Annotated in this window: 15 protein-coding genes and 1 riboswitch; of the genes, 4 read left to right on the top strand and 11 right to left on the bottom strand. The window is 65.4% G+C overall.

Going from position 1 to position 13,704, the window contains the following annotated elements:
- Positions 1 to 3 precede the first annotated feature (3 nt).
- A riboswitch (yybP-ykoY riboswitch) is annotated at positions 4 to 141 on the bottom strand.
- Between the two features lie 87 nt (positions 142 to 228).
- Together nadA and nadC are read left to right on the top strand one after the other, a co-directional pair.
- Positions 229 to 1,368 (top strand): quinolinate synthase NadA, encoded by a 1,140-nt coding sequence (nadA, locus tag ACFO0J_RS11000; protein ID WP_376813127.1) that lies wholly within the window; start codon positions 229 to 231, stop codon positions 1,366 to 1,368.
- A 67-nt stretch (positions 1,369 to 1,435) separates the two neighbouring features.
- Entirely contained in the window at positions 1,436 to 2,308 is an 873-nt protein-coding gene (gene nadC, locus ACFO0J_RS11005) for a carboxylating nicotinate-nucleotide diphosphorylase (RefSeq protein ID WP_376813128.1), read from the top strand.
- Positions 2,309 to 2,361: 53 nt separating this feature from the next.
- On the opposite strand, the gene nadB is transcribed toward nadC, so the two are convergent.
- Together nadB and ACFO0J_RS11015 are read right to left on the bottom strand one after the other, a co-directional pair.
- Positions 2,362 to 3,996: an L-aspartate oxidase gene (gene nadB / locus ACFO0J_RS11010; protein ID WP_376813129.1), complete on the bottom strand. Its 1,635-nt coding sequence runs from the start codon at positions 3,994 to 3,996 to the stop codon at positions 2,362 to 2,364.
- A gap of 105 nt (positions 3,997 to 4,101) precedes the next feature.
- On the bottom strand, positions 4,102 to 4,434 hold the full coding sequence (locus ACFO0J_RS11015) for a c-type cytochrome (RefSeq protein WP_376813130.1): 333 nt from the start codon (positions 4,432 to 4,434) through the stop codon (positions 4,102 to 4,104).
- 225 nt (positions 4,435 to 4,659) lie between these two features.
- Here ACFO0J_RS11015 and ACFO0J_RS11020 point away from each other — a divergent pair, with 225 nt between their 5' ends.
- On the top strand, positions 4,660 to 5,151 hold the full coding sequence (locus ACFO0J_RS11020; RefSeq protein WP_376813131.1) for a thioredoxin domain-containing protein: 492 nt from the start codon (positions 4,660 to 4,662) through the stop codon (positions 5,149 to 5,151).
- Here ACFO0J_RS11020 and ACFO0J_RS11025 read toward each other — a convergent pair.
- The 6 genes from ACFO0J_RS11025 to ACFO0J_RS11050 all read right to left on the bottom strand — a co-directional run bounded on the left by ACFO0J_RS11025 (position 5,108) and on the right by ACFO0J_RS11050 (position 10,203).
- Positions 5,108 to 5,824, bottom strand: a complete 717-nt coding sequence (locus tag ACFO0J_RS11025; protein WP_376813241.1) for a slipin family protein — start codon at positions 5,822 to 5,824, stop codon at positions 5,108 to 5,110. The genes ACFO0J_RS11020 and ACFO0J_RS11025 overlap by 44 nt on opposite strands.
- Before the next feature lie 68 nt (positions 5,825 to 5,892).
- Entirely contained in the window at positions 5,893 to 6,222 is a 330-nt protein-coding gene (locus ACFO0J_RS11030) for an NfeD family protein (protein WP_376813132.1), read from the bottom strand.
- Between the two features lie 89 nt (positions 6,223 to 6,311).
- The gene (locus tag ACFO0J_RS11035) at positions 6,312 to 6,692 is read right to left on the bottom strand and encodes a DUF488 domain-containing protein (protein WP_376813133.1); all 381 of its coding nucleotides are present in this window, start codon (positions 6,690 to 6,692) and stop codon (positions 6,312 to 6,314) included.
- Positions 6,689 to 8,086, bottom strand: coding sequence for a class II fumarate hydratase (fumC, locus tag ACFO0J_RS11040; protein ID WP_376813134.1), 1,398 nt, complete (start codon positions 8,084 to 8,086; stop codon positions 6,689 to 6,691). The genes ACFO0J_RS11035 and fumC overlap by 4 nt, the downstream gene beginning before the upstream one ends.
- Before the next feature lie 4 nt (positions 8,087 to 8,090).
- Positions 8,091 to 9,200 (bottom strand): type I glyceraldehyde-3-phosphate dehydrogenase, encoded by a 1,110-nt coding sequence (locus tag ACFO0J_RS11045; RefSeq protein ID WP_376813135.1) that lies wholly within the window; start codon positions 9,198 to 9,200, stop codon positions 8,091 to 8,093.
- Positions 9,201 to 9,222: 22 nt separating this feature from the next.
- A complete protein-coding gene (locus tag ACFO0J_RS11050; RefSeq protein WP_376813136.1) occupies positions 9,223 to 10,203 on the bottom strand; it encodes a D-2-hydroxyacid dehydrogenase in 981 nt (326 codons plus the stop codon).
- A gap of 99 nt (positions 10,204 to 10,302) precedes the next feature.
- Between ACFO0J_RS11050 and ACFO0J_RS11055 the strand changes: the two genes are divergently transcribed.
- Entirely contained in the window at positions 10,303 to 10,914 is a 612-nt protein-coding gene (locus ACFO0J_RS11055; RefSeq protein WP_376813137.1) for a glutathione S-transferase family protein, read from the top strand.
- 89 nt (positions 10,915 to 11,003) lie between these two features.
- Here the strand turns inward: ACFO0J_RS11055 and ACFO0J_RS11060 are convergent, their stop codons facing one another.
- From ACFO0J_RS11060 to ACFO0J_RS11070, 3 genes are read right to left on the bottom strand one after another with little or no spacing between them, the layout of a single operon-like run.
- Positions 11,004 to 11,705: an ABC transporter ATP-binding protein gene (locus tag ACFO0J_RS11060; RefSeq protein ID WP_376813138.1), complete on the bottom strand. Its 702-nt coding sequence runs from the start codon at positions 11,703 to 11,705 to the stop codon at positions 11,004 to 11,006.
- Positions 11,706 to 11,707: 2 nt separating this feature from the next.
- Positions 11,708 to 12,472, bottom strand: coding sequence for a high-affinity branched-chain amino acid ABC transporter ATP-binding protein LivG (gene livG / locus ACFO0J_RS11065; protein WP_376813139.1), 765 nt, complete (start codon positions 12,470 to 12,472; stop codon positions 11,708 to 11,710).
- Entirely contained in the window at positions 12,469 to 13,704 is a 1,236-nt protein-coding gene (locus ACFO0J_RS11070; protein WP_376813140.1) for a high-affinity branched-chain amino acid ABC transporter permease LivM, read from the bottom strand. Before ACFO0J_RS11070 ends, livG begins: the two co-directional genes overlap by 4 nt.

Here is a 13,704-nt window from a genome sequence, read left to right on the forward strand (position 1 = left end):
GCCAAGTCCGGGATGCGATATCCACGGACCGCGTGCGCCATGGCCGGACGGCCAAGTGTGTTGACGCAAGCACCGCGCGGCGCGGCATCCGGGACGGATGTCTGCCCAAGCGCGAGTCGGCTACTCCCCGATGACGGGTGGCCCGAATTATAACCACACCGGACGATACCGGCAGCTTTGTCGTATGATGGCTTTCTACCCGTTTTTTCTGCCTCGATCCCAATCACCATGCTGCCTTCAGGTACCCGAATCGTTGAATTCGACCGCCCGGACATGGCTGTCGGCACCCACACGGTGGCCGAAGCCTGGGCCCGCGTGAATCCGCCGCTGTCTTCCCAGGAACGCGAATTTCAGAAGGACCGCGTGCGGCGCCTGCTGAAATCCCGCAACGCCGCCCTGGTCGCGCACTACTACGTAGACGCCGACATCCAGGATCTGGCCGAGGAAACCGGCGGCTGCGTGTCCGATTCGCTGGAAATGGCACGCTTCGGACGCGACCACGCAGCCGAAACCCTGGTGGTCGCGGGGGTGCGTTTCATGGGCGAGACGGCCAAGATCCTGTCGCCGGAAAAACGCATCCTGATGCCCGATCTGGATGCCACCTGTTCCCTGGACCTGGGCTGCGATCCGGTGGCGTTCGCCGCATTCCGGGCGCAGCACCCCGACCGCACGGTGGTGGTCTACGCCAACACCAGCGCCGCCGTCAAAGCCCAGGCCGACTGGATGGTGACCTCCTCCATCGGCCTGGACATCGTCTCTGAACTGCACCGCCAGGGCCACAAGATCCTGTGGGCGCCGGACCGCCATCTGGGCTCCTACATCCAGCGCGAAACCGGCGCGGACATGGTGCTGTGGCAAGGCTCCTGCACCGTGCATGACGAGTTCAAGGGCCTCGAACTGGACCTGCTGCGCAAAGAACACCCGGGCGCCCAGATCCTGGTGCACCCCGAATCGCCCGCGTCCGTCGTGGCCCAGGCCGACGTGGTGGGGTCGACCTCGCGGCTGCTGGCCGCCGTGACCGAGTCGCCGGCCACGACCTTCATCGTCGCCACCGATCAGGGCCTGCTGCACAAGATGCGCCTGGCCGCGCCCGACAAGACTTTCATCGCCGCGCCCACCGCCGGCGAATCCGCCACCTGCAAGAGCTGTGCCCACTGCCCCTGGATGGCCATGAACTCCCTCAAGGGCGTGGCCGACGCGCTGGAATTCGGCGCCCACGAAATCCACCTGGACACGGCGCTGGGCCGTCAGGCCAAGGTCTGCATCGATCGCATGCTGGACTTTGCCGCTGCACGCCGCAGCAACACCCGGCCCGGCCCTGACCTGGCGCAGGAACAAGCCCTGTTTTCGGGGATTGGTCCCGCATGAGTACGCCGAGCCGCCTCAAGTGCGAATTCCCCCTTGGGGGGACGGCGGGCAGCGCCAAGGGGGCCGCATGAGCCTTTCATCCACTCTGGGCAATCCACACGCCCCCTTCTCCGCTGAGCTGCAGGCATCCCTGGACACCAATGTCGAGCGAGCCCTGGCCGAAGACGTCGGTACGGGCGACCGCACCGGCTTGCTGATCCCCGACGAGCAGATCGAAGCCGCCCGCGTCATCGTGCGCGAGCCCGCCGTGCTGTGCGGCGCGCCCTGGTTCGAGGCCGTGATGCACCGGGTGGATGAGCGCATTTTGCTGGACTGGGCTTACGCCGAAGGCGATCTGATGGAAGCCGACGCCGTGGTCTGCCGCCTGCACGGCCCGGCGCGCGCCCTGTTGACCGCCGAGCGCACCGCCCTGAATTTCTTGCAGTTGCTGTCCGGCGTGGCCACCGCCACCCGCCGCTACGTGGACCTGACGGCCGGCACGCGCGCGTCCATCCTGGACACCCGCAAGACGCTGCCCGGTCTGCGCCTGGCCGAAAAATACGCGGTGCGCGTCGGCGGCGGCAAGAACCAGCGCCTGGCCCTGTACGACGGCATCCTGATCAAGGAAAACCACATCATGGCGGCGGGCGGCATCGCCGCCGCCCTGCGGGCCGCGCAGGACGTGTCGGGCGGCGTCCCGGTCCAGATCGAGGTCGAATCGCTGGACGAACTGCGACAGGCGCTGGACGCCGGCGCCGTCTCCGTGCTGCTGGACAATTTCAGCCTGGATGATCTGGCCGCGGCGGTCGCGCTGAACGCCGGCCGCGCCCTGCTGGAAGCCTCGGGCGGCATCCGCCACGACACCGTACGCGCCATCGCCCAGACGGGCGTGGACCGGATTTCCATCGGCAGCCTGACCAAGGACATCCAGGCTGTCGATTATTCGATGCGCATCGTCTAAAACACGCCTGGAACGCATCCAGGCCCCGCATCCAACGCGGGGCCTGCAGCAGCTCAAAGAAAGCCGTCTTCCGGCGTCATCACCGTGGGCAAGGCCCGGGGCAGCGTCCAGGGGAAATCCTGGCAATAGTGCAGGCCCCGGCTTTCCTTGCGCGACATTGCCGCAGCCACCACCAGGGCCGCGACCTGAATCAGGTTGCGGCATTCCAGCAGATCGGTGGTGACCCGGTGCGCCTGATAGTACGCCTCGATTTCCTGATCCAGCAGGCTGATGCGCTGGCGCGCACGGCTCAGGCGTTTCTGTGTACGCACGATACCGACGTAGTTGGACATCAGGCGCCGGACTTCGTCCCAGGCATGGGTGACCAGCACGGCTTCGGAGCTGTCGCGCGCCCGGCTGTCGTCCCAGTCCGGCACGCGGCCGGGCGCGGATTCCGCCGCCGGCCGGGCATCGATGTCGTGCGCGGCATTGCGGCCGATCACCAGGCATTCCAGCAGCGAATTGCTGGCCAGACGGTTGGCGCCGTGCAGACCGGTGTAGGCGGTTTCTCCCACCGCATACAGGCCCGGGATGTCGGTGCGGCCATTCATGTCGACCACCACGCCGCCGCACGTGAAGTGCATCGCCGGCACCACCGGGATCGGCTCGCGGGTCATGTCGATGCCGAACTCCAGGCAGCGGGCGTAGATGGTCGGGAAGTGCTCGCGGACGAATTCGGCCGGACGGTGGCTGATGTCCAGATCCACGTGGGTCAGGCCGCGCTTCTTGATCTCGAAGTCGATGGCGCGGGCGACCACATCGCGCGGGGCGAGTTCCAGGCGCGCGTCGTGCCACTGCATGAAGCGCTCGCCTGCCTGGGCGCCGGCTGAAGCCGGCAGGCGCAGCACCCCGCCCTCGCCGCGCACGGCCTCGGAAATCAGGAAGGACTTGGCCTGCGGGTGGTACATGCAGGTCGGGTGGAACTGCATGAACTCCATATTGGCCACGCGGCAGCCCGCCCGCCAGGCCATGGCGATGCCGTCGCCGGTGGAGGTGTCGGGATTGCTGGTATGCAGATAGACCTTGCCCGCCCCGCCCGTCGCCAGTACCACGCAAGACGCCAGCACGGTATGCACGCGGTCGGCATGCTCGTCGTAGACATAGGCCCCCAGGCAGCGGGCCGGCTGGTCGGCCGCGACCGGCCCGCCGTCGGCCAGAATGCGGCTGGTGATGAGCTCGACCCCGGAATGGTATTCGAGCAGGGTGATGTTGTGGTGCGCCCGGACCTGCTGCTCCAGCGTCTGCTGGACCAGGTGGCCGGTGGCGTCGGCGGCATGGATGATGCGCCGCTGGCTGTGACCGCCTTCGCGGGTCAGGTGAAAGCCCAGTTCAGCGCCCTGATCGGGGGTGAAGGGCACGCCCAGCTCGATCAGCCAGTCGATGGCCGAACGGCCCTGCTCGACGATGTGGCGCGTGGCATCGGTGTCGCACAGCCCGGCGCCTGCGACCAGTGTGTCGGCAATGTGCTCGTCATGGCTGTCCTGGGAATCCAGCACGGCGGCGATGCCGCCCTGCGCCCAGTTGCTGGCGCCGTCGAGCAAAGCCTTCTTGGACAACACGGCGACTTTCTTGTCGGCCGCCAGGTGCAGCGCCACCGTCAGGCCGGCCAGGCCGCTGCCGATGATCAGGACGTCGTACTGATGGTTCATCCACGAACTCTCAAAGAACGCTTATCGAATTTTTCAATAAAACAAAAAACCCTGCGGCGGCCGATGGCCGCGCGCAGGGTCGCTGCCGATCAGGAGATCAGGCGATCAGTGCGGCGCGCCGGCGACCAGCCAGTCGACCACGGTCTTGATGTCGGCGTCGGAAATGCCGACATTGGGCGGCATCGGGATCGGGCCGTAGACGCCGGAGCTGCCGCCCTTGATGTGCTTGGTCAGGACTTCGGCGGCATCCGCCTGGCCCTTGTGCTTGGCGGCGACTTCTTCGTACGCCGGGCCGACGACCTTTTTATCGACCGCGTGACAGGCCAGACAGGCGTTCTTGGTCAGGATGTCCTTGACCTGGGCGAAGTCCGGCGCAGCGTGCGCGACCTGGCCCATGGCCAGCAGGGAAAGGCTCAAGGCGAGAGCGGACAGTTTCATGGGTAAGTCTCCGTCATACTAAACAAAGAAAGTTTCCAACGAGTATCCGGCAGGACACCCGACACGTCTTCCGCCGGCCAGGCGAAAGCGCCTCATTACACCACGGGCAGCGGGCAGGCGGTAGATTACCACTACGATCCGTAGGTTTTCCGACACCCGCGTCTTTCCTCGATTGTACGCTCGTCCTATGATGGAACTGCACGACTTCCACTACGGAGTTTCACCATGATCAACGGCGCGCCGCCTCCCTCCTGGGACATCGAAACCTGGCTGAACATCCACGAGGCTGCGCCCACGCTGGAATCCCTGCGCGGCACCGTGGTGGTCGTGCATGCCTTCCAGATGCTGTGCCCGGGCTGCGTGTCCCACGGCTTGCCCCAGGCCAAGGCGATCCACGAATCCTTTCCGCCAGGACGCGTCCAGGTGATCGGCTTGCACACGGTCTTCGAACACCACGCGGCCATGGGCGAAATCGCGCTGCGGGCGTTTTTGCACGAATACCGGATCCGCTTTCCCGTGGGCATCGACCGGCCCTCGCCTTCCGGCAATCCGATCCCCCTGACCATGCAGGCCTGGGGCCTGCAGGGCACGCCGTCCCTGGTGATTCTGGACGCCCAGGGCAGCGTGCGCCTGCATCATTTCGGCCGCCTGGACGACCTGCGCACGGGTGCGGTCATTGGTCAGCTTCTGGCCGAGGCGGACGCGACGGCCCCATGAATCCGGCCAGCAGATCGATGGGGATCGGGAACACCAGGGTGGACGATTTGTCGCCCGCCACCTGGGCCAGGGTCTCCAGGTAGCGCAACTGCATCGAGGAAGGTTCCCGCGCCAGGGTGCCGGCCGCTTCGGCCAGCGCCTGCGCCGCCTGGCGTTCGCCTTCGGCGTGGATGACCTTCGCGCGACGCTCGCGCTCGGCCTCGGCCTGGCGCGCCATGGCCCGTATCATGGTCTCGTTCAGGCCGATATCCTTGATTTCGACGTTGGTGACCTTGATGCCCCAGCCGTCGGTCTGGGCGTCCAGGATGGTCTGGATGTCCAGGTTCAGCTTTTCACGCTCGGCCAGCATCTCGTCCAGCTCGTGCTTGCCCAGCACCGCCCGCAGCGTCGTCTGCGCCAGCTGGCTGGTGGCCTCCAGGTAGCGTTCGACCTGGATGATGGCCTTGCTCGGGTCCACGACGCGGAAATACAGGACCGCGTTGACCTGCACCGACACGTTGTCGCGGGAAATCACGTCCTGAGGCGGAATGTCCAGCGTCACCACCCGCATGTCCACGCGCACCGCCTGCTGCAGAAAGGGAATCACGACGATCAGCCCCGGCCCCTTGCTGCCCGTGTACCGGCCCAGCGTGAAGATCACCGCGCGATCGTATTCACGCAGAATGCGGAACATCTTGAACAAGATGAACACCAGGAAGATGAGCGCCAGCAGGACGAGGCTCGAATCCAGTTCCAGAAACATCATGAGGGTTCTCCCAGAGAAACATCCCGCTCGGGGACGGGTTCGACTTCCAGCATCAGGCCGCGCTCGGCCCGGACACGGACCGTCTGTCCGGGCTGCAGCGGCGCATCCGCATGCACCTGCCAGATCTCGCCGCGCACCAGGGCGCGGGCCCGGCCGCGCTCGTCAGACGCTTGCGTGACCTCGCCGACCATGCCGGGCAGTTCTTCGTTGCCGCCGCGGGCGCGGCTGCGATGCGCCTGGATGGCGATGATCACGCCCAGCAGCAGGATCAGCCCCAGCAGCGCCATCGCCCAGACCGATTGCGAACCAAAATAGACCAGCAGCATGTCCTTGTCCAAAAAGATCGATGGAGGCGCGGTCCGGACAGCCGGGGGCCGCGCCCGCAGGATGCAGCAAAGCCGTGGCGGAGGCGCGTTCAGCCGAGGCGGTGCCGTTTGGCGTAGCCGTTCATCGCATCAGCCAGGATCAGCGCATGGTTGTGCTCCGGGTCCTTGGCGCCAAACACCAGCGTGATACGCCGGCCCTGGGCCGCCGCAAAGACTTCGCCCATGCGGACCTGCATCTGCTCGTCCTGCAATTCGGCTTCATAGTCGCGGCGGAAGCCGTCCCAGTGCTCGGGCTTATGTCCAAACCAGGTGCGCAGCGCCGGGCTGGGCGCCAGGTCCTTGCACCACAGATCGTAATGGAACGCGTCCTTGGAGACACCGCGCGGCCAGAGCCGGTCGATGAACACACGCAAGCCGTCGGTGTCTGACGGCGCTTCGTAAACGCGCTTGATCTGTACAGGCGTTTTCATGATGGATGCGTCATATCCAGAGGAACGATCCATTCATCGTACTGCGCATCCGTCAGAAAGCCCAGTGACAGCGCGGCTTCGCGCAAGGTGCTGTGTTCCTTGTGGGCCTTCTTGGCGATCGCAGCGGCCTTGTCGTAGCCGATGTGGCGATTCAGCGCCGTCACCAGCATCAGGTTCTTGTTCAGGTTTTCGTCGATGCGCGGCCGGTTGGGCTCGATGCCGACGGCGCAGTGCTCGTCGAAGGACAGGCAGGCGTCGGCCAGCAGCCCGATGGACTCCAGCACGTTGTGCACCATCACGGGCTTGTAGACGTTCAACTGGAAATTGCCCTGGGACCCGGCAAAGGCCACGGCGGCGTCATTGCCGTAGACCTGGGCGCAGACCATGGTCATGGCCTCGCACTGGGTGGGATTGACCTTGCCCGGCATGATGGACGAACCCGGTTCGTTTTCCGGGATCAGCAGTTCGCCGATGCCGCAACGCGGACCGCTGGACAGCCAACGCACGTCGTTGGCGATCTTCATCAGCGCGCCGGCCAGGGTGCGCAGCGCCGCCGACAGGTTCACCAGCGCGTCATGGGCCGACAGGGCGAAGAACTTGTTTTCCGCGCTGCGGAACGGCAAGCCGGTGATGTCGGCGATGCGGGCCGCCGCCAGTTCACCAAAGCGCGGATGGGCGTTCAGGCCGGTCCCCACGGCGGTGCCGCCGATGGCCAGGTCGTAGACGCCCGGCAGCGCCGCCTGCACGGCGTCCAGGGCAAAATCGATCTGCGCCACCCAGGCGCTGATTTCCTGGCCCAATGTGATCGGCGTGGCGTCCTGCAAGTGGGTGCGCCCGGTCTTGACGATGTCCTGGAAGGCCTTGGCCTTGGCATCCAGCGTGGCCCGCAGGCGTCCGACGGACGGGAAGAAGTGGCGCGACAATTCCTCGGCCACCGCAATGTGCATGGCCGTGGGGAAGGTGTCGTTGGACGACTGGCCGCGATTGACGTGGTCATTGGGATGCACCGGGGTCTTGGAACCCACCTGCCCGCCCGCCAGTGCAATGGCCCGGTTGGAAATCACCTCGTTGGCGTTCATGTTCGACTGGGTGCCTGATCCTGTCTGGAACACCACCAGCGGAAATTCGCCGTCGAGCTTGCCCTCGATGACTTCATCGGCGGCGCGCACGATCAGATTGCCGATGTCGGCGGGCAGCTCGCCCAGTTCGGCGTTGGCCTGGGCGGCGGCCTTTTTCAGCACGCCCAGGGCGCGGATCACCGGAGGCTGCCATCGAAACCGCGCCACACCGATCGGGAAATTCTGGATCGAACGCTGCGTCTGCGCGCCCCAGTAATGCGCCGAGGGCACCTCGATGGCGCCCATGGAATCGGTTTCGGTACGGCTGTCGGCCATGATGTCAAACTCCGGAAGATGAGGAAGAGGATACGGTGCGCCCGGATGCGGCGGCCGGGTCTTGAAACTGATCCGCCCAGGTCCGCGCCACGTCGAGCATGCGGTTGGCAAAGCCCCATTCGTTGTCGAACCAGATCAGCAGATTGGCAAAGCGGCCCTGGTTGACCCGGGTCTGGCCCAGATCGACGACGGCCGAGTGCGGATCGTGGTTGAAGTCCACCGAGGCGTGGGGCTGGTCGGCGCAGGCGATCAGATCGGGCCGGCGCCGGGCCGCCTCGGTGAACAACGCATTCAGGGCGTCCGGACTGGTGTCCTGGCGCAGGTTCACGGCCAGGTCGATGGCCGAGACGTTGAGGATGGGCACCCGCACCGCCTTGGCCTGGATGCGGCCCGCCAGATCGGGCAGCATGCGCTCGATGCCTTGGGCCAGGCCCGTGGCGACCGGCACGATGGACTGCATGGCCGAGCGGGTGCGGCGCAGGTCGGTATGGTGATAGCCGTCGATCATGGGCTGATCGTTCATCACCGAATGCAGCGTGGTCAGAAAGGCGCCGTCCACGCCCAGGCGGCGTTCCAGCAGGTCCAGAATCGGGACGGCGGCGTTGGTCGTGCACGAGGCCGCCGACACGATGCGCTGATCGGCGCGCAATTCATCATCATTGATGCCGTGGACGATGGTGCAGTCCACGTCCGCGGCGCTCTTGCCGGGATGAGAGACCAGCACCCGCGGGCAGCCCGCATCCAGAAAGGCCTGCAGGTGTTCACGCGTCGGGAAGACCCCGGAGCATTCCAGCAGCAGGTCGAATTCCAGTTGGCCCCAGGGGCCATCCGCCGGATCCTTGGCATGAAAGACGGGGATCACCCGGCCGGCGATCTCCAGGCCGCCCCCGACTTCCCGGACCGTGCCCGGAAAAATGCCGTGGGTCGAGTCGAAGCGCGTCAGGTAGGCCATGGACTCCAGGTCGGCCGGCTCGTTGATCGCCACGACCTGCAGGCGGTCGCGATAGGGGGATTCCATCAAGGCGCGCAACACGCAACGCCCGATCCGGCCGTAGCCGTTGATGGCGATGCGCAAGGGATGGGACACGGCGGGTTCGGGGCGGTCGGCAGGCATGGAAGCAGGATCGGGAAGAAAATCAGCGCGCGGCACGGAAGCCGGCCACCACGTTGCGGGGGTCGTCGCGCAAGAAGGCATCGATGTTGTCGCGCACCTGGCGGATCATCGCCCGGATGGCGGCGTCGCTGCTCCAGGCCATGTGCGGGGTCAGGATGAAATTCGGCAGGTCCAGCAGCCGCATCAGCGGATGGTCCGGCGCAGGCGGTTCCTGGGAGGCCACGTCGAAACCCGCGCCGCTGATCTGGCCGGAACGCAGCGCGTGCTCCAGCGCGTATTCGTCCACCAGCCCGCCGCGCGCAGTATTGACCAGCAGCGGCTTGCGTTCCATCAGGGCGAATTCGGCCGCGCCGATCATGCCCCGGGTCTGGGCGTTCAAGGGGCAATGCAGGCTGATCACGTCACTGGTGCGCAGGACGTGGTTGAAATCGGTGTAGTCGCTGGTGGGTTCATTGGCATCCCGCCGCGCGGCAAACTGGACCTTCATATCAAAGGCGCGCGCGATCTCGGCCACCGCTTCTCCCAGCGCGCCCCGGCCTATGATGCCCAGGGTCGAGCCGGCCAGGTCGCGCACCGGGAAATCAAAGTAGCAGAACTGGCCGCTGGCCTGCCAACGGCCGTCCTGCACCGATTGGCGGTAAGCCAGCAGATTGCGCTGCAAGGCCAGCATCAAGGCAAACGTATGTTCTGGCACGGCATGCACGGCATAGTCGCGCACGTTGGACACGATGATGCCATGCTGGTCGCAGGCATCCAGATCGACGTTATCCGTGCCGGTGGCGGTGATGGCGATCATCTTCAGGCGCGGCGCCTGGCCGATCGCATCGGCGGCCAGCGGGACTTTATTGACGATGACGATATCGGCGTCCCGGATGCGTTCGGCCACCTGTTCAGGCGCCGTACGCGGGTACGTGACCAATTCGTGGGGGGCCTCCGGGCCGGTAAAAGCCTCCGTCGCGGGCAGAGAGTCCCGGTCCAGGAAAACGATACGCAGGGTGTCCATTGAACGAGCCTCATCGAAAGACAGCATCAGCCCGGATAGTCTACCGCACGACAGGTGGTGGTATAACTCTGGACGCCCCTTCCCCACTCTGGAAATGCAATGAAACTCTATTATTTCCCCGGCGCCTGCCCCCTGGCCAGCCACATTGTCCTCGAATGGATCGGCAAGCCCTACGAAACCGTGCTGCTGACCCGCGAACAGACCAAGGAAGCCGACTACCTGGCGCTGAATCCGACCGGCGCCGTCCCCACCCTGGTGGACGGCGACTTCGTCCTGACCCAGAGCGCCGCCATCCTGAACTATCTGGCCGAGCTCAATCCCCAGGCCGGCCTGCTGGGCGACACCGCCCGCGAGCGCGCGGAAACCCACCGCTGGCTGGGCCTGTGCAATTCCGATCTGCACAAGACCTTTTCCCTGGTCTTCGGCCCGACCTATTACACCAATGGCGACGCGGCCCTGGGCAAGATCGTGGCGGACAAGGCGATCGAAAAGCTGGCAAGCCTGTTCGCCATCATCAACGACCGCCTGCGCGATCACGACTGGCTGAGCGGCAAGCGCTCGGTGGCCGACGCCTACCTGTTCGTGCTTCTGCTGTGGGCGGACGCGAAGCAGGTCCCGCTGGCGGGTCTGGATGCGCTGCGCGCATTCCAGGCGCGCATGCGCACCGACGCCGGCGTCCAGGCCGCCATGAAGGCGCAGAACCTGATCTGAAGCAGGACCGTCTTCAAAAACAATCGGCCCCGTCTTCCAGCGGGGCCGATTGCCGTCTGACGCGATACCGCGTGACGCCTAAAATCGCCTCAGGCGCCGAGATACGCCTTGCGGACCTCATCGTTGGTGAGCAGATTGGCGCCGGTGTCGGCCAGCACGACCTTGCCGGTTTCCAGGACATAGCCCCGGTCGGCCACCTGCAGCGCCTTGTTGGCGTTCTGCTCGACCAGGAACACCGTCACGCCTTCTTCGCGGATGGTGCGGATGATGTCGAAGATCTGCGCAATGATCAGCGGCGCCAGGCCCAGGGTGGGCTCGTCCAGCAACAGCAGCTTGGGACGCGTCATCAGCGCCCGGCCGATGGCGAGCATCTGTTGCTCGCCGCCGGACATGGTGCCGGCGCGCTGGTTGGCGCGTTCACGCAGGCGCGGGAACAGGTCGAAGACGTGTTCCATGCCTTCCTCGGTCTGGGTACGGTCCAGGAAGAAGGCTCCCATGTTCAGGTTTTCAGCCACCGTCAGGTCGGGAAACACGCGCCGGCCTTCCGGCGAGATGGCGATCCCGCGCTGCATGATGACGTGCGTGGGTTCCTGGGTGATGTCCTGATCCAGGAAGGTGATCTTGCCCGCGCGGGCGCGCGGATTGCCGCAGACCGACATGAGCAGCGTGGTCTTGCCGGCGCCGTTGGCGCCGATCAGGGTGACGATTTCCCCCTGGTTGACCTCCACGGATACCTCGTTCAGGGCCTGGATGGCCCCGTAGAACGTGCTGACGTTTTCGAGCTTGAGCACGGTCATTCCCCCAGATAGGCTTTGATGACGCGGGGATCCGCGCGGACTTCGTCGGGCAGGCCGGTCGTGATGGGCTTGCCGTGTTCCATGACCAGGATGCGGTCGGACACCCCCATCACCAGGCTCATGTCGTGCTCGATCAGCAGCACGGCCACGCCGAACTCGCGCCGCAACTGATCGATCAGCGACTGCAGATCGCGCTTTTCCTGGGGATTCAGGCCGGCGGCCGGCTCGTCGAGCATCAGCAGACGCGGCTGGGTGATCATGCAGCGGGCGATTTCCAGGCGCCGCTGGTGACCGTAGGCCAGGTTGCCGGCCTCGCGGTTGGCGTACTGGCGGATGCCCATGAAATCCAGCCACTGGACCGCGCGCTTTTTGGCTTCGGTTTCAGAATGCCTGAACGAGGGCAGCTTCAGCAGCCCCTGCAACAGGCCGGTTTCCATCCGGGTGTGCTGCGCCACCATCAGGTTTTCCAGCACCGTCAGGTTTTTGAACAGGCGCACGTTCTGGAACGTGCGCACCAGCCCGTGGCGGGCGACCTTGTGGCTGGGCTGGCCGGTGATGGGCTTGCCATCCATCAGGATGTCGCCCGTGGTGGGCTTGTAAAAGCCGCCCACGCAGTTGAATACGGTGGTCTTGCCGGCGCCGTTGGGGCCGATGATGGCAAAGACCTCGTCGCGGCGCACGTCGAATCCGACCTGATCGACGGCCAGCAGGCCGCCGAACCGCATGGTCAGTCCGCTGACCTTCAGCAATGTTTCACTCATGATTCCAATTCCACTTGCGGACGTTTCACCGGCAGCAGGCCCTGCGGGCGCCAGACCATCATGACGACCATGACCAGGCCGAAGATCAGCATGCGATATTCGGCGAATTCGCGGGCGATCTCGGGGATGACGGTCAGCAGCACGGCGGCCAGGATGACCCCCAGTTGCGAGCCCATGCCGCCCAGCACGACGATGGCCAGGATCAGCGCCGATTCGATGAAGGTGAAGGATTCCGGATTGACCAGGCCTTGGCGCGCGGCGAAGAACGCCCCGCCAAAGCCGGCGAACATGGCGCCCATGGTAAAGGCCGAGAGCTTGATGTTGCGCGGGTTCAGACCCAGCGAACGGCAGGCGATCTCGTCTTCGCGCAGGGCTTCCCAGGCACGGCCGATCGGCATGCGGATCAGGCGGCTGGTGAAATACAGGGTGAACAACACCAGCACCAGCGCCATCAGGTACAGGTAGATCACCACGTCCTGGCTGTTGAAGGACCAGCCCATCAGTTCATGGAAGGTCGGCGTGCCGTCCACCGAGCGGCGCACCATCTGGTAGCCGAAGAAGGACGGCTTGGGGATCCCCGAGATGCCGTCCGGACCGCCGGTGAAGCTGGTCAGGTTGATGAGCAGCAAACGGATGATTTCACCAAAGCCCAGCGTCACGATGGCCAGATAGTCGCCTCGCAGCCGCAGCACCGGAAAGCCCAGGATGAAGCCGAAGAAGGCCGACATCAGGCCGGCGAACGGCAAGGCTTCCCAGAAACCCCAACCCGCCCAGTGGTACAGCAGCGCGTAGGTATAGGCGCCCACGGCGTAGAAGCCGACGAAGCCCAGGTCCAGCAGGCCGGCGAAGCCCACCACGATGTTCAGGCCCAGACCCAGCATCACGTAGATCAGCACCAGCGTGGCGATGTCCACCTGCGCACGGCCGGTGAAGAACGGCCAGACCAGCGCGAACAGGACCAGCACCAGGATCGCCCGATGACGGAACGTGTCGGTGATGGCGGGGATGCGGAAACGCGAAGGGGCGGCGACCTTTCCGGCCCGGTGCTGACGCCATACGGCGTTCAGGATGTGGAACACGAAGACCGCCAGCATGCCGCCGAGGATCATCTTCCAATCGGGTTGCAGATAGGTTTCCTGGCCGCGGCGCAGGATCTGCAGGCCATACACGGGGGCAATGATCACCCCTGCCAGCAGCGAGGCAATCGCTGCATTCTTGAGATACTGATTCAT

Origin of the sequence: Castellaniella hirudinis (assembly GCF_042651965.1) — a bacterium.
In the GTDB taxonomy this organism is placed as follows: domain Bacteria; phylum Pseudomonadota; class Gammaproteobacteria; order Burkholderiales; family Burkholderiaceae_B; genus Castellaniella; species Castellaniella hirudinis.